We start from the raw sequence: 20,651 nt of genomic DNA, 5'->3' as shown, positions 1-20,651 counted from the left end.
ATACATTGATCTCTACACAGCCGCTCACCACACTTTCTCCTAGGGCACCGGCCTCGTAGCCCCATCAACACCAACCGTGTCTCACCATTGAAACATTTCCCACTTTACGGGTCGGATGGGTATCAATCCAAATCACCATCGCCGACGGTGTAAAGCCGCCCGTGACGCTGGAGTAATGAATGCCCCGTACTTTGCCCAATAAACGCACTCTGTGGCCTGCACTGCTGTTACTGACCTTGCCCTTTACTGCCGCAGCGGCTGAAGATCCGATTCGCATTCAACAGCTGCAGCGTTGCGGTGATTTGTTGGAGACGCAGAAGCAGACCTTTTGTCTGCGAGTTAAAGGTTTACAGGCAGGTGATTGGCAGGCACGGCTGAATGGCGAGGCGCTGAGTGCAGAGCAGATAAGCGGCGAGGATGAGGTGCTGCAACTGCAACTTGATGCCGAGGCTAAACAGAGCGGCCCGCTGGTGCTTGAACAGCAGGGGCAGCAAAGTAATCCGGTCTGGCTATCGCTGGGTACTAGCCACGTGGTGGCTGCCAAGGCGGATGAGGTGGCCAAGAACATGGATGGGCTAACTTCTTATGTTGACCTTATTAGTGTGGTGGTCGAGGAAGATTACGACGGCGCGAAAGAAGCCAAGCGGCTGGCAGAAAAGTACGATGCCAAGGTAGTCGGCATGATCCCGCCGCTGAATACCTATCAACTGCGTCTCGCAGCTAAAAATCTGGATGAGCGCGATGCTACCGTCCTCCGTCTGGGTGGCGAAGTCAGCGTGGATGCAGTCGTGATTGAGGAGTCGGGGGCAGAGGAAAGTATTGAAGCGGACGCCGATAAGGAACCACCGGCGGACAACGAGGAGTGGGCCTCAAACCGTTTTCTTGACGCAGTGAATTTTTATCAGCGCCGCCTACAACGCGAGAGCGGTGGTGTAGAGACACACCCGGTGCGTATCGGCGTTATCGAGCGTGATGTGGACTTTGATGCGCCCGACTTTGCTGACTATAGCGGCGGTGATTGCCGTACCGACAGCAAGCGGATTTGCCTTTACGCGCGCGATGCCGACGAGCCGAGTGGCCATGGCAGCACGGTTAGCGGAATATTGGCGGCCGCCTGGAACAAAGGCGGCAACAGTGGCTTTCTCCGTGGCCTGGATGACGTCGGCCCCGGTTTTGACGTCATAGTTGGACGTGACTCGGACGCCGGCATTACCGCCAATATCGCGGCCTCCGTGAACATGGTGGAAGACGGCGTTCGCGTGTTGAACTGGAGCTGGGGTATTCACCGCGTCGGTGCAATTGACGTAAACGGCGATCCTATCGACTCGCTGGTGCGCTCGGGCATTGCCATGAGTGGCTACGAAGAGTTGCTGGAGGAGTTCTTTCTTTGGCTGCGCGAAGAGCATCCCAACGTAGTGGTGGTCAACTCGGCGGGTAATGGCTCTTCATTCTCCGGGCGGGATGAGTATCGGCTGCCTTCCTCCTTCGTGACCGATCAGCTGTTTGTAGTGGGTGGTCATCAGCGTAGCGAGAAAGACGTGCCGGTCGAGGACGCTGAATACGCTATTAAGCGCAAGGCCTCCAACATCGACATGCGCGTGGATATTACCGCCGCTGCCTGCGTACATGGCTCTACCGCCAAGGCAGACGAGGAGGGCGATGTACACTGCGGCACCTCTTACGCCACGCCGCTGGTTGCGGGTTTGCTGGCCGCTATGCTGTCGATTAATCCGGAGCTAGAGCCGGATCAGCTGCGCATGTTGCTGCGCCGCAGTGCGATGACCATAGGTGAGGAATACGACTTCGAGCCGACCGAGGGCGACGATCTGACTGCACCGATTTTGCCGTCCGAACGCGCGAACGAATTGAACAACCCGGATGTCGGTCATTCCGCCCGTCTGGATATGTACAAGGCGCTGGATCTGACAGTGAAGAGTCTCGATCGGGTGCGGTAATAGTCAGCGGCTTAGTGCTTGGTGGTCTGATCCCGGCGCTGCTTCATCGCATCATGCCGGACGATGTAAGAGAAATGTTGGCGCCGATTCAGTGAAGGCAGCATTTCTTGAACTTCTTGCCACTACCGCAGTGGCAAGGGTCGTTGCGGCAAATATTGTTTGTTGCCCTCACTGGCTCTGGAGCTTCCCGCGGCAGGTTTTCCGCCGGAGTTCTCTGGGTTAACCAATAGGCATGCAGGTAGCGTGCGGCTGGCGCTATCTCAGCTATTGTCTGCTGATGTTCCTGCAGGGTCAGATCGGCAAGTACGGAAAAATTCTCTTCAATGCCATGCAGGGCGATCGCGTCCAGCCAGGTATCGGCGCTCTCTGGCAACTTGGGCCAGGCGCCCAAGGCAACGCCGCGCATATAGCCAAAGCACCATTCTTCGGCGATCAGGACAGGCTCCTCGGTGAAGGAGTTCATATTGAAAATGGGCTCAAACTGTTCGGGGTTCTGCATCAGCGAGCTGACGATTTGATTCATATGCTGGATCAGAATCGCCATGAAATCTTGTATTTGCTGTTGGTTTTCCCACTCCGGCTGCTTGTCAGCACCACCCCACAGGGCTGGCAACCATCGGCTGGGCGGGATCAGCTCTGGCCCAGATACGATGGCGGTAAAAAAGCCATCCAGCTCAGAGACACCCAGTACTGAGTCGTCGTTGCCGTAGTCGAGCAGCGTTTCTTCGAGAGCGTCCAGTTCCTCGTCGGTCAGCGGAGCGATAAGTGGAAGTTTCATGCAAGGGTCTCCTTGTTGCTGACGCGGCCTTTGCAGCGATTATCTGTGGATTGGAAATCTTATCACTACTGTCGGGCAGGCAAGCGCGGACGGAGTGTAAACGCTGGCGGCGAGGCTCTGCCAGCTTGTGTGCTCTGCCCCGCACAACGGATAGGGTTGCCGCTTTTTTGCTTGATTAGGTGATAGTAAAAAAGCACCCACCCAGAAACGTTCTGGGTGGGTGCTTTTTGTTGCTTACACCGATTGGTGTCAGCTAGCGGATGTGTTTCTCAGTTGGATGAGCCGTTGGGGTTTGACAGCTTCTGCATTGCCTCATCAATGCCTTTCTTCAGACTAAGCGTATCGGCGCCCTGGCTTGGTGGGTACTCCTGCATACTCTTTAGGTGAGCGGCAAGGTAAGGGCCTGCGGCGGTGGGAGCCCACATCTTCTGAGCAAAGAACTTGCGTCCTGCGTATCCCCATTCATGCGATTGCGGATCCATTTTTTCCATTGGGTCCATCAGCAGATTGAAAAGGTATGGAACGCTCGGATAGTACTTCTCGTCGAACCAGCTGCCATCGGGCTTGATACCGATGTGCATCTTCCAGGCGTTGACGCGTACCGCCATCAGATCGGTTTCGTCGTAGTAGAAAAACTCTTTGCGTGCTGACTTATCCGACGCACCTGTCCAATAGTCGAGGTTGTTGTACCCATCAAGATGGTTTTTGTAGGTCTTGCCGTTCATCTTGTAGCCGTCGAGCAAGTTTTCCTTGATGTCTGGTGAGCCAGCGGCAGCGGCCAAGGTTACAAAGAGATCCTCGTGGGACTGGATGCCGTTCGCTGAGGTCCGCGCAGGGATATGCCCAGGCCAGCGGATCAGTAGAGGTACACGCACACCGCCTTCCCACGTAGTGCCTTTCTCGCCGCGGAAGGGTGCATAACCGCCATCTGGCCACATCATCAGTTCGTTGCCGTTGTCAGTGGTGTAGACGACGATCGTGTTATCAGCAACGCCGAGTTCGTCGAGTTTGGCAAGCAGGGCACCGACCTGTTCGTCATGCTCAAGCATTTTGGCCCGAACGATGTCAGATTCCGCGCGTCCTTCGTCTACAGCCTGCTGAACATATTTGTTCTGCGGGTGTGACCAGATGTGGATCGCTGTGGTGTTGAACCAGACAAAGAAGGGTTCTTCGTCCTTACCTTTGCGGTCGAGATAGTCGAGTGTTGCATCCAGTACCTCGCCATCGAAGGTTTCCATACGTTCGCGAGTCAGGGGGCCGGTATTTTCAATGGTTTGTCTGCCAACTCGGCCAAACTTTGGATCTTCGGTCGGATCGTCCACGTCGGTAGCGACGGTGCGCAGCACGCCACGTGGGCCGTACTGATCGTGATAAGCCGGGTCTTTTTGTCCTGGATAATCCAGTTGCTCGGGTTCTTCTTCGGCGTTCAGGTGATACAGGTTACCAAACCATTCGTCGAAGCCGTGGACAGTCGGTAGAAACTCATTTCGGTCGCCGAGATGGTTCTTGCCGAACTGGGCCGTGTTGTAACCATCTGCTTTCAATACCTCGGCCAGCGTGGGGTCTGACGCTTGAATGCCGCGCTCGGAGCCGGGGATGCCGATGGTAGTCATGCCGGTGCGAACCGGCAGTTGGCCTGTGATAAAGGCTGCACGTCCCGCCGTGCAGCTTGGTTGGCCGTAGTGGTCGGTGAACAGAATGCCGTCATCGGCAATGCTGTCGATGTTGGGGGTTCTGCCCATCATCCCGTGTGTATAAGCGCCGACGTTCCACATCCCGATGTCATCGCCGAAGATAACCAGGATGTTTGGCTTTTTTTCGTCTGCGGCATGAGCGGGAGTGATTATGACGGCCGCAGCAAAACTGAATGCAAAAGCCGTAGCCCTAAGCACTCCTTGTGGCGCCAAACTTAATGTTTTCATTCTATATTCTTAACGGGCTTGTCAGTTGCTGAGTTTTAACGCTTTTTTCAGGCTTGCTCAAAGAGCCGCGCAAGCAAGGTTGGGGATGACAAATTTTGGGGTGAAAACGGATATTTTTTCGGCAGCCGTTTTTCTTCGTGCCTGATCAACTCTTTGTGGTCGGCGGCCATCAGTGCAGAGGCAAGGATATGTAAGGCGTCCAGCATGATATCAACGCCGCTGCCTGAGCGGCGGCACCGTTAGGGCTGACGAGGCCGGTGAGGTGCCTTGTGGCACTTTATACATAACCCCCCTAACGGTAATTTGCTAAGCGCAACCCCTAAACAGTTTGCGATCTTTGGCCCATTGATACCCCGTCAATCAGCGCACGCATGACTGCTATCCTCGGTTGGCATCAGTTAGTCGTCGGCCTATGCTGTGTCATCAACGAGACACCAGACATTAAACCAAGGCCCCCCGATGAATAGAGTACTGCCCGATGGCCTGATAGTGGTGGCCAAGGCTGATTGTCCGACCTGTCGTCTGGTTGAGCCGCTGCTCGCCGAGATAGCGCAAAGCGATCAGTTGACTGTCTATGTGCAGGATTCGGCCGAGTATGCCGCCGATCTCTCTGGCTCCCTGCATGACAAAACGCTGGAGCATTCTTATCGGCTTGGCATCGAGTTTGTGCCAACGCTTATCCGCGTTGAAAACGGTAAAGAAGTAGAGCGTACCTACGGCTGGCACAAAGAAGATTGGCGCCAACTGAGTGGTGTGGCAACGCTGGGCGAAGAATTACCCGTAATGCGCCCCGGCTGCGGCTCGAAGACGCTGGAACCGGGAATATCCGAAGAGTTGGAACTGGCCTTTGGTGACTTCAAGCTGCAATCGCGAGAGATCGATATTGCCGGCGCTGATGACCCGATGGAAACCTGTTACGAGCGCGGCTGGAGCGACGGGCTGCCGGTCGTGCCGCCCACGCCCGTGCGCGTGCTACGCATGCTCAAGGGCACAGAGCGCAAGCCGGAGGAAGTAGTTGGTTTGATGCCACCGGATCTGGTGCCGGTGAGCGTAGAGAAGGTCGCTATCAATGCCGTGTTGGCGGGTTGTAAGCCCGAGTACATGCCGGTTTTGCTGGCTGCGCTGGAGGCCTCGCTTACAGATGAATTTGGTCTGCACGGGCTGATCTGCACCACTATGTTTGGCAGTCCCATGATCATGGTTAACGGCCCGGCAGCCAAGGCGATTGGCATGAACTCGGGCGTGAATGCATTGGGCCAGGGTAATCGTGCCAACGCCACTATCGGCCGTGCGCTGCAGTTGATTATTCGTAATGTTGGCGGTGGTCGGCCCGGTGAGATTGACCGCTCGACTATGGGTAATCCAGGCAAGGTCGGTTTTTGTTTCGCTGAGGCGGAAGACAGTGACTGGTTGCCGCTGGCGCAGGAGCGTGGCGTAGCCCCCGGCCGCTCTGCGGTCACCTTGTTCCCGGGTGAAGGGGTGCAGGGCATTGTTGACCAGAAGTCCCGTGACCCTGAATCCCTGGCACGTTCCTTTGCGTTGTCGTTGCGCACCGTCGACCATGCCAAACTGGCGATGGCAGGCGATGCGGTATTGGTTGTCTCGCCTGAGCATGCGCGCGTTTTCATCGATGCTGGCTGGTCCAAGCAGCGGCTGCGTGAAGAGTTAGAAAAGCTGCTGCTGGCGCCGGGCGAACAGTTAGTCGCGGGCGCGAGTGGCATCGCCGAGGGTATTCCGGCACGTTTCAAGGATCAGCAAGTGCCCAAGTTTCGCCCCGGCGGCTTGTTGATCGTCAGGGCTGGCGGCACCGCTGGCCTGTTTTCCGCCATTATTGCTGGCTGGGCCGCGTCAGGCCCAGTCGGTTCGTCTCCGGTAACTCGTGAGGTAAATATATGAACGACAGCATATTGCTCGATCCGACGGCCGAACAGGCTCCGGCGCAACGTGCGCGTTTGGCTCGGCCTGCCAGCCTTGAGGGCAAAGTGGTTGGCTTGCTGGATATTTCCAAGCCGCGCGGCAACGTATTCCTTGATCGTATAGAGGAGCAACTGGCGGCAATGGGTGTGGGGGTCAAGCGTTACAGCAAGCCGACCTTCACGCGCGTCGCACCGACTGAACTCAAACAGCAGATGGCCGCTGAGGTCGATTTGTTGGTAGAAGGGCTGGCTGACTGAGGGTCTTGTACGTCGTGCTGTATGCATGACATAGCAGACCTGGAGTCACGCCAGATCCCAGGAGTAGGGGTTGCCTCTAGTGAATTTGTACAAGCGGCTGCGTTGCAGTCCAAAGCGCTTGGTTTTGATGCGGCCATGGTCTTTGTACCGCACCCGATCCAGGATCGTACCGATGATGAAATGCGTGCGCTGGCCGATGGTGCCCTGGCGGATATTTTGCGCCTGTTGCGTGCAGACCCTGAGGGTACCAACGCTTAAATCGCGTGGAAGGGCAGCCGCATGACGGAGCTTGCCCAACCACATTCCCGTCCACCAGCGGTGGATAAAGCATTGAGCTGGCCTGGCATGCAGGCGTTGATCGCAAGCCATGGCCGCGCACTCGTGCTGGATTGCCTGCGCACCGCGCTGGATGCGTGGCGCACAGGCCAAATCACCGGTGAAGCTGAATTGCTTTACGCTGTACAGCGGCAGATAGAGCGGTTGCTGACGCCGTCGATGCGACCAGTGTTCAACCTTACCGGCACCGTATTACACACCAATCTGGGCCGCGCCCCGCTGCCGGTCGAAGCCATTGAGGCGATGACGGCGGTGGCTTTGGGTGCCAGTAATCTAGAGTTTGATCTAGAGACGGGGCAGCGAGGCGACCGCGACGATCACGTTGAAGCTTGGATCTGCCGTTTAACCGGCGCCGAAGCCGCGACCGTGGTTAACAACAACGCGGCGGCGGTATTGCTGGTGCTCAATGCACTGGCGCAGCGCCGTGAAGTGGTGGTGTCGCGCGGTGAGCTGATCGAGATTGGTGGCTCCTTTCGGCTGCCCGACATCATGTCTCGCGCGGGCTGCAAGCTGCGTGAAGTTGGGGCTACCAATCGCACCCACCCAAAAGATTACATCGAAGCTATCGGGCCGCGCACCGCGTTGCTGCTCAAGGCGCATACCAGCAATTACCGTATTGAAGGTTTTAGCACCGCGCTGAGCGAGGCGCAGCTGGCTGAGATCGCGCGTGAGCACCAGGTGCCTTTGGTGGTGGATTTGGGTGCTGGCTCCTTGATCGATTTGCAGGCGTTGGGTTTACCGGCTGAACCGGTGGTGTCTCGGGTACTACAGCAAGGTGTGGATGTGGTTACTTTCAGCGGCGATAAACTGTTGGGTGGTCCGCAGGCTGGCATTATTGCTGGTCGGGCAGATTTGATTGCGCGCATTCGCAAGAGCCCACTCAAGCGGGCGCTACGTTGCGACAAGATGACCCTCGCCGCGCTGGAAGCCGTCTTGCGCCTGTACGCTGACCCCGACAGCCTGGTGCAGCGTGTGCCGACGCTGCGCCTGCTGACACGCAGCCAGTCGGATATTCAGCTGACAGCAGAGGGACTTTTGAGCTGTTTACAAGGCTGGGCAGGTGAGGCGTTCGCGGTAGATGTTTGCGCGGTAAGTAGCCAGATAGGTTCGGGCTCTTTGCCGCTTGAGGTGCTGCCGAGCGCAGCGTTGCGACTGCGCAGTCGCAGCACTAATAAACGCACGCGTAGCCGAGATTTGCGCACGCTAGCGGAGCGTTTGCGGCAACTCCCGCAACCGGTAGTCGGGCGCATTGCCGATGACAGCTTGCTTCTTGATTGCCGATGTTTGGAGGATTCAGAACGTTTGCGGGCGCAGTGGGCAGCTAACGCATGATCATTGCTAGCGCGGGGCATGTGGATCACGGTAAAACCGCCTTGATTAAGGCACTAACAGGCGAAGACACCGATCGATTGGCGGAAGAAAAGCGTCGGGGCCTGACCATCGAGCTGGGCTTTGCGTGGCTACCGACTGAAAAGGGCTCGCCCTTAGGCTTTGTTGATGTACCCGGCCATGAGCGGTTTATCAGTACTATGTTGGCGGGTGTGACCGGTGTTGATATGGCGATGCTGGTGGTGGCTGCGGATGACGGCATCATGCCGCAGACCCGTGAACACCTGAATATTTTACGGCTGCTCGGCGTGGGTGAGTTGTGTGTGGTGCTTAGCCGTTGCGATCTGGCGGATGCCGCGCAGCAGCAACAGGTGGCAGAACACGTTGCTGAGTTGCTGGCAGATGATTGGCCAGCTGCGCCGGTATGTATGGTGTCCAGCCTGACCGGGCAAGGCATTGACGATCTACGCGCGCATCTGGTTAAGCGCGCCAGCGAGCTGGCGGCTCAATCTTCCAGTGGCCATGCAAGGCTGATGGTTGATCGCCGCTTCAGTATTCCAGGCTCTGGCTGTGTGGTGACCGGCACCTTGGTCAGCGGAGCGTTGCAACCAGGGCAACGATTGCTGTGTGGCAGTGCAGAGCTGCGCGTGCGTGGTCTGCAGATTGCCAGCAAAGAAGTTGCCACAGTGCAGGCCGGGCAGCGCTGCGCGATCAATCTGACGGGTGCAGTCACTGAAGATCAGCCGCGCCGGGGCGACTGGCTCAATGCGGTGGCATTGCCGCCAAGTGACCGGCTGGATGTGGTTTTGCAGCAACTACCTGACAGCCATTGGCACCGTGGCGTATTACAGCTGCACATGGGCACCGGCGTTTACCCGGTGAAAGTAGTCGTGCTAGATGGCAGCGCTGAGCCGGTACTTGCTCAGCTGATGTTGGAGCAACCATTGCAGGCAGTCTGGGGCGACCGCTTTATTATTCGTGATCCGGCCGCCAACACCACCCTGGGTGGCGGAAGAATACTTGATCCGCGCGGGCAGCGACGTGGCCGAAGCAAGCCGCCGCGGTTGGCTTTGCTGCGCGATTGGCAGAGTGCGAAGAGCCCAGAGCAGGCGCTAATTGCAGTATTGGCGCAGTGCGAGGTTGAGTTTCAGCCCTTCGCTCAGCGTTTTAACCTAACGGAAGCTGAGCTGAATGCGCTTCTGGGGCAGAAGGAAGTGCTGCAACTGGCTGGTTTCGTGCTCTCACCAGCACGTAGAGAGCAAGCCTGGCAACGGTTGCATACGCGTTTGAGTGACTGGCATGCCGCACATCCTGAGCAACTAGGGCCGGGCGAAGGGGAATTGGCGTTGGTTGCTACCTTGCAGTTGCCGCTGCCACTGGGTCGCGCCTTGTTACGCCATTGGTTGGATGCCGGACGGCTGCAACGTCAGGCTTGGGCCTGGTATTTGAACGATCACAAGCCGCAACTGCAGGGAGAAGATCAGGCGCTACTGGAGAGGATCAGTGTGCAGTTGCTACCCGGCGAACTCAGGCCGCCAATCGTGGGTGAACTGGCCACACAGTTGGGCATGGAGCTTGATCAGTTGAAGCTGTTTTTACAGCGCATGCAGCGCGCGGGCGAGCTAATTGCAGTCGCACCAAACCGCTATTATCTGCCGGCGCAGGTAGAAGCGCTGGTTGCAGTGGCAAAGCAGTTGGCGGCAGCCTCGCCCTCTGGTAGCTTCAACGCCGCCGAGTACCGGGATGCTTCCGGGATCGGCCGCAATCTGACTATTCAGGTGCTGGAATATCTCGACCGCGCCGGCGTCACCCGCTTTGTACGTGAACAACGCTTTCTTGCCGCAGGCTGATTCTCAGGCCTGCACCGCATAGGAAGGACATCGTCCCCGGTGGGGCGCCCGGATTTCAAATCCGGTGAGATGCGCAACGCGTGTCTGGTGGGTTCGACTCCCATGTCCTTCCGCCATTTTTATGCTCCCCATTTTCGGACATTTAACCTGAATAGGTTGTTATCCCATACCCACCCACGTATCTAACGTACCCACCGATCTATGACCGAAGGTGTTAATACAACCTTTTAGCGCTATTTCTCTAAGAGAAGCCGCTGAACTGCCGATAAGTACAGAAGGCACCGCCATACCGGCACTCAGGAGTGGCCACATGACTTTGCAGAAGAAGTTTGTTCTAACACTGGCAGCCCTGCTGGTTGGGTTTATCATCATTGCGGTCGTTTTTAGTTCAATCAGCCAGGCCAACCGCATCCACGAGCAAGCCACAAGCGAATCCGCCAACCTCAAAGGTGAGGTGGCACGGCTGCTCGGTCTGACAGACGCGATCATGAGCGAGCGAGTAAAGAACAGCATGACCCTGCTGATGCAACGAGGTAGTGATCTGGGTGAGCCCTCGCTTGGCTCCAGCATCAGCGTCGGAGCGGCGCGGGCTCCTCAACTATTACTCGGTGGGTCCGAGCAGGCCAATAATTTCGATCTGGTTGATGGTCTAACTCAGGTCATGGATGGCACCGCGACCTTATTCTCTCGCGAAGGTGATCGTTTTATTCGCATTTCGACCAATGTGCTGCGCGATGGCAAGCGTGCAATCGGTACAGAACTGGCGCCGGACGGCGCCGCGATCAAAGCAGTGCTCTCCGGCAAGGCTTTCTACGGCCAGGTTGATATTCTCGGGCAGCCGTATCTAACAGGTTATGAGCCGATCAAAAGTCAGCGCGGCGAGACAGTGGGTATTTGGTATGTCGGTTATTCGGCCAATTTGTCGGCTCTAGCTGAGGCGATTGCCGCGTCGCGGATTCTTGAGTCCGGCTTCGTTGCATTGCGTGATCCAACCGGCAAGATTCGTATGCACTCGGATCACCAAACCATCGAACAAATCGACGCTGCGCTGAGCAATCCAGGCGAGCAGTGGCACGTCGAAACCCAGTCTTTTGCGCCCTGGGGATATGACATAGTGCTGGGCTACTCCAATGACGAGATTCGTGAGCTGATCGTCGCCAGCTCGTTGTCGGTTGCAGGCTTCATTACCTTGGCGGGCATTGTGTTGGCTATCTGTATCGGTCTGCTGATGAAAGTCATGGTGGCCCGGCCATTGAACGCCACCATCAGTGCCATTGAAGATATTGCTGACGGCAAAGGCGACCTGACGGTACGCTTTAATGCTAGCGGACGTGACGAGTTTGCCATCATGGCCAAGGCTTTTGATCGTCTGCTGGAGCGCATTCAGCACACGATTCGTGAGGCGCTGGAATCCTCGAGCACCATGCTTAAGGAAGCCGACGAACTGGCGCGTATCGCCGAGCAGTCGAGTAGTTCTATTGCGGTGCAGAATCGTGAGACCGAAATGGTCGCCACCGCAATGCACGAGATGAGCCTGACCGCACATAGCGTTGCGCAAAGTGCCGCCTCCGGTGAGGAAGCAGCCAATCAGGCCAGTCGTCAGGCCAAAGACGGCCGTGAAACTATGAATGCCACGGTCACTAGCATTCAGCAGCAGGCCCGGGAAATAGCCTCTTCGATGGCGGTAATTGAAGAGCTGGCATCGGCAAGTAAAGACATTGGTTCGGTGCTCGAGGTGATTGTCGGTATTGCCGATCAGACTAACCTGCTCGCACTTAATGCGGCCATTGAAGCGGCCCGTGCTGGGGAGCAAGGGCGTGGTTTTGCTGTGGTCGCGGATGAGGTGCGCTCACTGGCCAAGCGCACGCAGTCTTCCACTCAGCAGATTCGTAGCATGATCGAACGGGTACAAGGCGGGGTAGAACGCTCCTCGGTCATGATGGAGAGCAACCGTTCGTTGGCGGAACATAATGCTGAAGCGGCAGACACCGCCGGCAAAGCTTTCAGAGATGTGATGGAAGCCGTCGCCAGAATTAGCCAGGTAAATACTGAAATTGCCAGTGCTGCGGAGGAGCAGAGCCAGGTATCGGAAGAAATCAATCGCAATGTGTTACGCATCAGCGATGAGGCGATGAAAAATGGCGATCAGGTAGAACAAACCCGCGTGGCTAGCCAGAATCTGACCCAACTAGCGCAGAAGTTACGTGCTCTGTTGGCCTATTACAAAGTGTGATTCCAAAGGGCTCTTGAGTGTGGCGGGTAATGCTCAAGCGCTCTGCTAGGCTGGTGGTACTGTTGTAGCATCTGAGGAATATTCATGTCCGAGAGCCGTTCCCGTTCTGCATTGTCATGGGTGCTCATAGTCGCGCTCGGTGTCTGGTTGGGCAATCTACTGCACGACGCTACTCTGATGATGGGCTCCAAACTTTGGGTGCAGCAGCACGTAGCCGACGTGCGCGACACAATCCACGATGTAGAAGAGACTTCGCCCGACCGGTTAGAAGACGGTAAACAGCGTGGGGATGGGGCACTGGGAGAGCGCGCGGAGGCGCCGCGCTTGCGTCACGAACTCTGTGCTTTCTGGCAACTACAGCATGAACAAAACGCTAGCGAACGCACCGCGCGCGGGCTAATTGAAAACTGTGACTGAACGCCCTGCAACGGTGGTTTCCGCTTTGAAATATTGTCACCAATCAGACACGTCGTTGTCGCGCAAATGCCGCTAAAGCTTCACCGATAAGTCTGCGCATTGTCATCTAGGATCTCCATTCTATTCGGGTTCGTAACTACAAACCTGATGAGGAAGGAACCGATGTCCAACGTGCAAAACGATCAGCTGGTAATCATCGATCACGGCGAGGGTGATGAGCCGCTGAGTACCCGCAAGATGAACCCCCTGTTTTCCAGCATTCTTGAGGCTCGTCTGGCGCGTCGTCAGGTACTCAAGGGTAGCGCCGGTGCGGCTGCGCTGGGCTTCTTTGGTCTGGGGCTGGCAGGTTGCAATAGTGATTCTGACGATGATGAAGATGATTCCACTCCCCCGGCTGAACTGCTTGGTTTCTCTGCCGTTGCGGTTAACAGCCTGGACGTTATCACCGTGCCAGAGGGCTACAGTCATCAGGTATTGATTCCCTGGGGCACGCCTATCATGGGTGGCATCGCGGCTTTCGCGCCTGATAACACGGGCGCTGACCAAGCTGGTCAGATCGGTTCACACCACGACGGAATGCATTTTTACGGTATCGATGACAGCTCCGAAGATGGTCTGTTGGTGTTGAACCACGAGTACGTTGAGCCGCGCTTTATGCACGAGTCTGCCGTAGGCGTCGCGCTAGGTAGCAGTGGCTTGCCAGTATTTGCAGGCGTACGCCCAGCGGATGAAGTGCGCAAGGAAATGAATGGTCACGGCGTTTCGGTTGTACGTGTGATCAAAGGATCAGACAGCCAGTGGAAGGTCCAGTTTGATGCTATGAATCGCCGCATCACTGGCCTGACGCCGATGGAGCTGCAAGGCCCGGTGCGTGGTACAGACTTCGTGAAAACGCTGTACAGTCCGAATGGCACCATGACCCGCGGCACTCTGAATAACTGCGGTAATGGTTATACGCCTTGGAACACCTACATGGCGGCCGAAGAAAACTGGGCTGGTTATTTCACCAACAAGGGCGACAACCCGCGTGAGCACTCACGTTACGGCGTGCCGAGCGGCGCGACTAGCACCGGCCGCTATGCGTGGGAGCTGGCAGATGGCGGCGCGGACGAGTTCATCCGCTTTGATGCCAGCATCAAGGGTGCGGACGCCACTCAGGATTACCGTAACGAGCCGGTCTGCTTCGGCTGGATGGTCGAAATCGATCCGTTTGCCCCTGAAAGTAACCCGAAAAAACGCACTGCCATGGGCCGATTTGGTCATGAAGGCGTGGTGTTTGCTCCGGCAGAAGAAGGCAAGCCAGTAGTTTGCTATTCGGGTGATGACTCGCGTTTTGAATATATCTACAAGTTTGTCACTGCTGACAATTACAGTGCCGCGACGTCCAACGGCGATATGCTGGACGAGGGCATCCTCTACGTTGCCAAATTTAATGACGACGGTAGCGGTGTGTGGATGCCGCTGGTATTCGGTGAAAACGGTCTGGATGCGAGCAATGGTTTTAGCAGCCAGGCAGATGTGCTGGTTAATACCCGTCTGGCCGCTGACTTTATGGGCGCCACACCGATGGACCGTCCAGAGTGGGGCGCGGTTGATCCGGCCAATGGTGACGTGTATTTCACCTTGACCAACAACTCTGCCCGCACCGACGCGCAGGTCAACGAAGCCAACCCGCGTTCTGCAAACCAGCATGGTCATATCATTCGCTGGTCAGAAACCGATGGTGATCAAGCTGCAACCAGCTTCAGCTGGGACATTTTTCTGTTTGGCGGCGACAGTGGCGAGAGCGGCGTGGCCAACAACATTGGTTATGACCCGAACGGTGACAAGCTAACCGCTGACAACATTCTCAGCTCACCGGATGGTCTGTGGATCGATCCGGATAGCCGTGTGTGGATCCAGATGGACAGTGGTTATGACGACCCCTACGGCAACTGCGCCATGCTGGTCGCCGACCCCAAGACCGGCGTTCTCAAGCGCTTCTTGATTGGGCCGATTGATCAGGAGATCACCGGTATCACCATGTCGCCGGACCAGAAGACGCTGTTCATCAACGTGCAGCATCCCGGTGAGGGTACGTCTTCCGCCAACTTTGCGGCAGGCAGTTTCAGCAGTAATTGGCCGGACAAAACCGCTGGAGCTTACCCGCGCTCGGCCACCGTCGTGGTATGGAAAGATGACGGCGGTGTAGTCGGTAGTTAATTGGCGGGCGGAGCCAGACGGCGCTGCTTTACTGAGTGATATTTTGCAGGGCCGGGTGCAGTGTCACCTGGCTCTGCAGTGATGGAGGTTTTTATGGGTATTGGTGGAATCAGTGTGGGTTCATTGTTGATCGTTCTGGTGATTGTAATGCTGCTATTTGGCACCAAGCGGTTGCGTAACATCGGCGGTGATTTGGGGGGCGCACTAAGTGGTTTCCGCAAGGCCATTAAAGAAACCGACGAGGTGCAGGAAGGCCTGGCGCTGGATGCAGTTCAACAACCAGCCGCACAGCGTGAAAGCCAACAACGCGCCTAAGGCAAGGAGCCGCTTATGTTCGGCAACGGTATGACCGAATGGCTTTTGGTATTTGTGGTAGGACTTTTGATTTTGGGGCCCGAGCGACTGCCGGCGGTCACGCGGTCTGTGGGTCGTGTGATGGGGCGGGCGAAGAGCATGCTGGCAGATGTACAGCGCGAGCTGAGCGAGTCGGTTCCTGCGGATGAGCTTAAGGTCGTTTCAGACAACGTCAAGATGCTGCGTCAAAGCAACGTTAAGACCTTGGTGCGCAGAGTCGTGGTTGATGAGGTAATCGAGTTGGAAAGAAAACAGGGCTGAGAATCAGCCCTGTTTTTGCTGCTGTGACGCTACTAAAGAACTGGTACAGCTGGTGTGCAAGCTGGTAACGAGGCGCGCACTGCGTTTGTGCCGTTGACAGTATATGTACAGCCAAAATCCTTATCTGCCACAGTGGCTGGGGTCAACCAGTCATCACCGCCAGGTTTAGGTCCGCCTTGTTCCCATTTCAGCATCGCGTCAAGCGTGTTCGCGAACTCGGCCGGTGTGAAGTCGCAGTGACCTGGCGCGCGGACGGCACGTTGCACCAACATGTTATCCGTCCCGTTAGCTTCGGCACGCTGCCGGTACACCTGTTCCATGATAATCGGAACGAAGAGATCGCCAGTTGTGTGAACCGTGACTACTGGGATGTCGAACTCGGCGTTCACTTTTGGAACCCAACGCAGGCCATCGTCGCGAAGGCCATTGGCGTCAGCGACCGCTTCCGCCTTAATTATCATGCTGTTGAAGTTAATTTCATCGGTGGTTAGCGGATCACCCAGATTGGTTTGGTAGCGGTAGGTGATGCCAGTTGTGTCCACCACATTATCTAGCGTAATGCCATCTACAGTGCCATCTGAACCAGAGAATCCTTGGAGCAAGTCCTGGAAGAAACCGAAGCTGATGTTGTAGATAGGTCGTTCGCCACCACTCAGGTTTTTAAGCGCTTGGAAGAAAGTGAAACCTTGAGCAGTCAGCCCCAATGCACTTTTGTCTTTATCGTAGTCGTTCCAAATCACCGCACGCGCTTTCGCAAGCATCTCTGCTGCTTGTGTCTCGGTAAGTGGGAAGGTATCCAGAGGTACGCCGGCCAGCGCCGCTAAAGCAATTGTGTAACCAGCAAAATAATCGAACAATTCAGTATCGCCAACTACGCCACACATAGGCGAAGCGCCGGCGTATTCCACTACGTTGTTGGCAGTCTCCATGGTTTCTTTTTCGATGGCGGCGGCTGTGACATGTCCACCCATGGATACACCGGTTATGTAATACTTGGTAGGCGCTGCCAATGTACGGCCATTTGTCGCTGCTATATCGGTGAAGGCGAGTGCTAGTGCATTGGTATCTTCAACCCCTGCACGCACGTCGTAATAATTAGTGCTGTAGCTAGAAGCGGCCCAAGCATAGCCGTTATCCAGCAGGTACTCGCGCATCGGTGCGTTATCGACCGTTAGGCTTGAACCTTCACCGCGGAAACCGTGGGCGTACATTACTAAGTAGCCGTTCCAGTCTTCAGGTACTTCGACTCGGTAGGCCGCACCGTTTAGAACTCCGACCCAGCGATCCGTCGTGTTATAGGGAGCTTCGTCTCTCAGAACGGTAAAGTCTGCTGTTGTCTCTTGTACTGGCTTGAAGAAATTCGCATCTATCCGTTGTTGTTGAACCCGAACGCGTGCCTGTTCCTCGTCATCGTCATCGCCACCTCCGCTGCTCAGGCACCCGGTGAGCGCAAGGCTGCTGATTGCCAAACCGATCAGCGCGGTTTTCTTGAATTCAAACATTATTTTTATTCTCCGTTGGGCAAACCCTTGTTGTTTTGGTCCCTGGCGCGCAGGGTTTGGGTTTGATCGATAAAGTTAAGCTTTGTTTGCAGTGTCTCGCAAGTTATAGATGGCTTGCTTTGAGACAGTTTCGCAGGCAACGATGATGGCTCATAAGTTCAGGTGATATCTGTAACCAAAATGTCACTCATTTGGGTGATAGGGTGGCGAGACCAATACCGATAGCGTCTCATTTTGAAGGCGAGCCTCTGGAATAACCTGTTCAGGGGGTTGCCGCTAGATGGCAAAATCGTGACAATCGATTTAATCGCGTGACCTGTTTCAGGCGTATAACAATAATTTTGCAAAGAAAGGTCAGTATTGTTGCTATCACTGGCCCGGAAGCCGTCCCCCGGCCCCTTTGCTATGGAGAATGCATGCCTTTGGTCGCCCGCTTTTCATCGGATACCGTCGTCAGATTGGTGACGGGTATTCTGGTATTACTCTGTGCATGGTTGCTGGCGCACCTCACCTGGATGCTGATCGAGCCGGATAGCATTCTGCCCGCGCCATCAGCGCTGGGTTACTCTGCTGCCAATAGTGACGCGGCTGAGGAAATCCCTGGCTTTCGTGAGCTGGCTAGACTTTCGGTGTTGGGCCGCGCACCTGCTGCTGATGGCCCGGTGGTTGTTAGCGCGCCAGATACCAAGCTCAGCTGGACCTTAAAAGGCGTACTCTCTGACCCTGATCCTAGGCGCAGTGCTGCCATCCTGGCCACCCAAGGCCAGCCAGAAAAACTCTATCGTGTCGGCGCTGAATTACCCGGTCAGGTTCGTCTTGATCAGGTATTAGGCGATCGCGTGATGCTGGTGCGCGACGGCCAGCTTGAGACTTTGCGGCTCAAGCGTAACGAGTTAGGCACAAGCACCCGCAGCCCCAGCCGCAAAACAGCTCTCCCCACTACTGATTCCAACGTCACTCTCGCACCGGATGGCCAGGCAGCGCGTATTGATCGCACCGCATGGCTGAATGACCCGCAACGCTTTATGGAAGTAATCAGCGCAACACCCGTGATGGTGGATGGCGCGATGTATGGTCTGGAAGTGACCCCGTCGCGCAATGTGCGCGAGTTTGAAGCCGCCGGCTTGAAGCCCGGAGATGTGATCACCGATGTGGACGGAACTCCGATCGCTGACATCGAGGATTATCGCGACATTCTCAAGGAAATGACCGACGCCAGCTCGGTGTCGATATCCCTTGAGCGCGATGGTGAGCCCATGAACATAACGATAACGATGGATTGAAATACGATGCCAATGCAGTTTCGTCTTAATCGCTTTACTCTTTCGTTGGCATTGAGCCTGTGTTTGAGCAGCACCCCACTGGCAGCTCAGGCGCTGGTTGAGCCACAGGGGGATGGTTCCGAAGATTTGATACTTAATCTTCGCGGCGCCGACATCAATGGGTTGATCGAGATCGTCAGCCAGGAAACCGGCATCAACTTCATTGTTGATCCTCGGGTGCGTGGTGAGGTTAACGTGGTGTCCGGCAAACCGATCCCACGCGATGAGCTGTATCCCTTGTTTCTTGGGGTGCTCAAATCCTACGGTTTTGCTGCGGTGCGCGGGTCTGATGATGTTGTACGTATCGTGCCGGAAGTGCAGGCCAAGGAAAACGAGTTGGCGGGGCTCACTAGCAGTACTCCTGGCGATGAGGTCATTACTCACGTCATCAATGTAAAGAACATCAATGCGGGGCAGTTGGTGCGCATTTTGCGCCCACTGGTACCCAAAGGTGGGCATTTGGCAGCCGCGGCGGAGTCCAATACGCTGGTCATCGCTGATACCGCTGCCAACGTACGACGTATTCAGGCGCTGGTAGAGCGTATTGATCAGGAGTCGATGGAAGACTTTGAGGTACTGCCGCTGGAGCATGCATCAGCGTTGGATGTTGTGCGCATTGTGCAGGGGCTTGAAAGCAACACACCAAGCGAAGAATTCACTAAAGGCCCACGGCTGATTGCCGATGAGCGCACCAATACCGTGATTTTGCGTGGCGATCCGCAGAGCCGCATGGCGCTACGCAGCGTGGTAAGAAAATTGGATTTACCGGGCCAGGATGGTAATACGCAGGTGCACTATCTGCGTTACGCCAAAGCCGAAGAAGTTGCCGAGGTATTACGCGGCATCGCTGAAGGTCGTGAGCAAAATGGGGGCACCTCGTCGCAAGCCGGTGGCGCACCCACCACCAGCAGCATGAGCAATCAAACACGGGTCCGTGTTGAGGCCCATGAAAGTACTAACTCGGTGGTGGTTTACGGTCCTGCAGAGTTATCCCGGGAGCTATCTAGCATCATCCGCCAGCTGGATATTCGCCGCGCTCAGGTGTTGGTAGAAGCGGTTATCGCCGAAGTGTCTTACGAGCGTGCCAAGGAGCTGGGGGTGCAGTGGGGCTTTGGTAGCGAGAGCTCTGGTTTGGGGGTGATCAACTTTAACCGCAACGGTAATGGCATTGTCGATCTGGCGGCGGGCGTCAGTGGCTTTTTGGATGGGGATTTGGCGTCGCCACCGTCGCTGGGCAGTGGCCTAAGCCTAGGGGGTATCGGCAGTATTGGTGGCGCACAGATTGCGCTGCTGATCAACGCACTACAAGGCGACAGCGCCAGCAATATTCTGTCCACGCCCAGTCTATTGACGCTGGATAACGAAGAAGCCGAAATCGTAGTAGGTCAGAACGTACCCTTTATTACTGGCCGCTCGGTTGAGGATTCGGGTCAGGCGTTTGACACCATCGAACGTCAAGACGTGGGTATCAAATTGAAGATTCGCCCGCAGATCAACGAAGGTAATGCGGTGCGATTGGAGATCGCGCAGGAAGTCTCGCAAATTGCGCCTGGCATCACGGGCGCCGCCGACATTATTACCAATACACGCAGCCTGACCACCCATGTGATGGTCGATGATAACCAACTGATTGTGCTGGGCGGTTTGATCGATGATCAGTTGGTTGAGACCGCTGACAAGGTGCCAATACTGGGCGATATTCCGGGTCTGGGTCGCCTGTTTCGTTACGACACCTCCAATGTGCAGAAGCGCAATTTGATGGTGTTCTTGCGTCCGGTCATCGTGCGCGATACGGCGGTTGCCGAAAGCCTAACTCACAGTAAGTACAGCTATATACGTGATCAGCAGCTCGCAGAGCAGAATCGTCGTGGCCGTATGAAAACTGATAACGTCGTGCCGATACTACCGGACTGGAATTACCTCTTGTCGCTGCCAGCGCCGTTTGAGAATGCTATGCAAGGTGCGGCCAGACCGTCTGCCATTTCTGCACCGCCGTCACCGCTCTAGGAGCAGGTC

At 56.0% G+C, this 20,651-nt stretch carries 16 protein-coding genes, 1 tRNA gene and 1 pseudogene; 14 read left to right on the top strand and 4 right to left on the bottom strand.

Features of this window, described 5'->3' with window-relative positions:
• The first annotated feature begins 179 nt into the window (after nucleotides 1-179).
• On the top strand, nucleotides 180-1,955 hold the full coding sequence (locus AC1XYH_RS11235; RefSeq protein WP_483323274.1) for a S8/S53 family peptidase: 1,776 nt from the start codon (nucleotides 180-182) through the stop codon (nucleotides 1,953-1,955).
• An 88-nt stretch (nucleotides 1,956-2,043) separates the two neighbouring features.
• On the opposite strand, the gene AC1XYH_RS11230 is transcribed toward AC1XYH_RS11235, so the two are convergent.
• The 3 genes from AC1XYH_RS11230 to AC1XYH_RS11220 all read right to left on the bottom strand — a co-directional run bounded on the left by AC1XYH_RS11230 (nucleotide 2,044) and on the right by AC1XYH_RS11220 (nucleotide 4,861).
• Nucleotides 2,044-2,733, bottom strand: coding sequence for a YecA/YgfB family protein (locus AC1XYH_RS11230; RefSeq protein WP_483323273.1), 690 nt, complete (start codon nucleotides 2,731-2,733; stop codon nucleotides 2,044-2,046).
• Nucleotides 2,734-3,002: 269 nt separating this feature from the next.
• Nucleotides 3,003-4,655, bottom strand: a complete 1,653-nt coding sequence (locus AC1XYH_RS11225; RefSeq protein ID WP_483323272.1) for an arylsulfatase — start codon at nucleotides 4,653-4,655, stop codon at nucleotides 3,003-3,005.
• Nucleotides 4,656-4,702: 47 nt separating this feature from the next.
• The gene (locus AC1XYH_RS11220; RefSeq protein WP_483323271.1) at nucleotides 4,703-4,861 is read right to left on the bottom strand and encodes a hypothetical protein; all 159 of its coding nucleotides are present in this window, start codon (nucleotides 4,859-4,861) and stop codon (nucleotides 4,703-4,705) included.
• Between the two features lie 253 nt (nucleotides 4,862-5,114).
• Here AC1XYH_RS11220 and AC1XYH_RS11215 point away from each other — a divergent pair, with 253 nt between their 5' ends.
• From AC1XYH_RS11215 to tatB, 11 genes and pseudogenes are all read left to right on the top strand, one after another.
• Complete coding sequence (locus AC1XYH_RS11215; protein WP_483323270.1) at nucleotides 5,115-6,551, top strand: thioredoxin family protein; 1,437 nt, start codon at nucleotides 5,115-5,117, stop codon at nucleotides 6,549-6,551.
• Nucleotides 6,548-7,087, top strand: a complete 540-nt coding sequence (locus AC1XYH_RS11210) for a UGSC family (seleno)protein (RefSeq protein ID WP_483323269.1) — start codon at nucleotides 6,548-6,550, stop codon at nucleotides 7,085-7,087. The genes AC1XYH_RS11215 and AC1XYH_RS11210 overlap by 4 nt, the downstream gene beginning before the upstream one ends.
• A gap of 21 nt (nucleotides 7,088-7,108) precedes the next feature.
• Nucleotides 7,109-8,497: an L-seryl-tRNA(Sec) selenium transferase gene (gene selA / locus AC1XYH_RS11205; protein ID WP_483323268.1), complete on the top strand. Its 1,389-nt coding sequence runs from the start codon at nucleotides 7,109-7,111 to the stop codon at nucleotides 8,495-8,497.
• Nucleotides 8,494-10,344 (top strand): selenocysteine-specific translation elongation factor, encoded by a 1,851-nt coding sequence (selB, locus tag AC1XYH_RS11200; protein ID WP_483323267.1) that lies wholly within the window; start codon nucleotides 8,494-8,496, stop codon nucleotides 10,342-10,344. Before selA ends, selB begins: the two co-directional genes overlap by 4 nt.
• A 21-nt stretch (nucleotides 10,345-10,365) precedes the next feature.
• Nucleotides 10,366-10,460: transfer RNA gene (locus AC1XYH_RS11195), tRNA-Sec, on the top strand.
• Between the two features lie 194 nt (nucleotides 10,461-10,654).
• A pseudogene (locus AC1XYH_RS11190) lies at nucleotides 10,655-11,671 on the top strand (Cache 3/Cache 2 fusion domain-containing protein); the annotation flags it as partial.
• A 21-nt stretch (nucleotides 11,672-11,692) separates the two neighbouring features.
• On the top strand, nucleotides 11,693-12,577 hold the full coding sequence (locus AC1XYH_RS11185) for a methyl-accepting chemotaxis protein (RefSeq protein WP_483326360.1): 885 nt from the start codon (nucleotides 11,693-11,695) through the stop codon (nucleotides 12,575-12,577).
• Between the two features lie 84 nt (nucleotides 12,578-12,661).
• Nucleotides 12,662-12,994 (top strand): hypothetical protein, encoded by a 333-nt coding sequence (locus AC1XYH_RS11180; protein ID WP_483323266.1) that lies wholly within the window; start codon nucleotides 12,662-12,664, stop codon nucleotides 12,992-12,994.
• Between the two features lie 162 nt (nucleotides 12,995-13,156).
• Nucleotides 13,157-15,196 (top strand): PhoX family protein, encoded by a 2,040-nt coding sequence (locus AC1XYH_RS11175; protein WP_483323265.1) that lies wholly within the window; start codon nucleotides 13,157-13,159, stop codon nucleotides 15,194-15,196.
• A gap of 93 nt (nucleotides 15,197-15,289) precedes the next feature.
• On the top strand, nucleotides 15,290-15,511 hold the full coding sequence (tatA, locus tag AC1XYH_RS11170) for a twin-arginine translocase TatA/TatE family subunit (protein WP_483323264.1): 222 nt from the start codon (nucleotides 15,290-15,292) through the stop codon (nucleotides 15,509-15,511).
• 15 nt (nucleotides 15,512-15,526) lie between these two features.
• Complete coding sequence (gene tatB / locus AC1XYH_RS11165; RefSeq protein ID WP_483323263.1) at nucleotides 15,527-15,811, top strand: Sec-independent protein translocase protein TatB; 285 nt, start codon at nucleotides 15,527-15,529, stop codon at nucleotides 15,809-15,811.
• Between the two features lie 32 nt (nucleotides 15,812-15,843).
• Here tatB and AC1XYH_RS11160 read toward each other — a convergent pair whose 3' ends face one another.
• Nucleotides 15,844-17,313 carry an alpha/beta hydrolase family protein gene (locus tag AC1XYH_RS11160; protein ID WP_483323262.1) on the bottom strand — a complete coding sequence of 490 codons (1,470 nt, stop codon included), beginning with the start codon at nucleotides 17,311-17,313 and terminating at the stop codon, nucleotides 15,844-15,846.
• Between the two features lie 416 nt (nucleotides 17,314-17,729).
• Here AC1XYH_RS11160 and gspC point away from each other — a divergent pair, with 416 nt between their 5' ends.
• On the top strand, nucleotides 17,730-18,596 hold the full coding sequence (gene gspC / locus AC1XYH_RS11155; RefSeq protein WP_483323261.1) for a type II secretion system protein GspC: 867 nt from the start codon (nucleotides 17,730-17,732) through the stop codon (nucleotides 18,594-18,596).
• A 6-nt stretch (nucleotides 18,597-18,602) separates the two neighbouring features.
• Nucleotides 18,603-20,642, top strand: coding sequence for a type II secretion system secretin GspD (gene gspD, locus AC1XYH_RS11150; protein WP_483323260.1), 2,040 nt, complete (start codon nucleotides 18,603-18,605; stop codon nucleotides 20,640-20,642).
• Nucleotides 20,643-20,651: the final 9 nt, after the last annotated feature.

Source organism: Pseudomonas sp. GW-45 (assembly GCF_056896675.1).
The sequence above is the reverse complement of the archived record's forward strand: the minus strand, read 5'-3'. Positions and strand labels throughout refer to the sequence as shown.

Excerpts from the sequence above, each read along its gene's own strand:
- tatA (WP_483323264.1), top strand. The coding sequence starts at position 15,290 with ATGGGTATTGGTGGAATCAGTGTGGGTTCATTGTTGATCGTTCTGGTG.
- AC1XYH_RS11175 (WP_483323265.1), top strand. The coding sequence starts at position 13,157 with ATGTCCAACGTGCAAAACGATCAGCTGGTAATCATCGATCACGGCGAG.
- AC1XYH_RS11180 (WP_483323266.1), top strand. The coding sequence starts at position 12,662 with ATGTCCGAGAGCCGTTCCCGTTCTGCATTGTCATGGGTGCTCATAGTC.
- AC1XYH_RS11230 (WP_483323273.1), bottom strand. The coding sequence starts at position 2,733 with ATGAAACTTCCACTTATCGCTCCGCTGACCGACGAGGAACTGGACGCT.
- selA (WP_483323268.1), top strand. The coding sequence starts at position 7,109 with ATGACGGAGCTTGCCCAACCACATTCCCGTCCACCAGCGGTGGATAAA.
- gspC (WP_483323261.1), top strand. The coding sequence starts at position 17,730 with ATGCCTTTGGTCGCCCGCTTTTCATCGGATACCGTCGTCAGATTGGTG.
- tatB (WP_483323263.1), top strand. The coding sequence starts at position 15,527 with ATGTTCGGCAACGGTATGACCGAATGGCTTTTGGTATTTGTGGTAGGA.
- AC1XYH_RS11225 (WP_483323272.1), bottom strand. The coding sequence starts at position 4,655 with ATGAAAACATTAAGTTTGGCGCCACAAGGAGTGCTTAGGGCTACGGCT.
- gspD (WP_483323260.1), top strand. The coding sequence starts at position 18,603 with ATGCCAATGCAGTTTCGTCTTAATCGCTTTACTCTTTCGTTGGCATTG.
- AC1XYH_RS11160 (WP_483323262.1), bottom strand. The coding sequence starts at position 17,313 with ATGTTTGAATTCAAGAAAACCGCGCTGATCGGTTTGGCAATCAGCAGC.
- selB (WP_483323267.1), top strand. The coding sequence starts at position 8,494 with ATGATCATTGCTAGCGCGGGGCATGTGGATCACGGTAAAACCGCCTTG.
- AC1XYH_RS11220 (WP_483323271.1), bottom strand. The coding sequence starts at position 4,861 with ATGCTGGACGCCTTACATATCCTTGCCTCTGCACTGATGGCCGCCGAC.
- AC1XYH_RS11235 (WP_483323274.1), top strand. The coding sequence starts at position 180 with ATGCCCCGTACTTTGCCCAATAAACGCACTCTGTGGCCTGCACTGCTG.
- AC1XYH_RS11185 (WP_483326360.1), top strand. The coding sequence starts at position 11,693 with ATGGCCAAGGCTTTTGATCGTCTGCTGGAGCGCATTCAGCACACGATT.
- AC1XYH_RS11215 (WP_483323270.1), top strand. The coding sequence starts at position 5,115 with ATGAATAGAGTACTGCCCGATGGCCTGATAGTGGTGGCCAAGGCTGAT.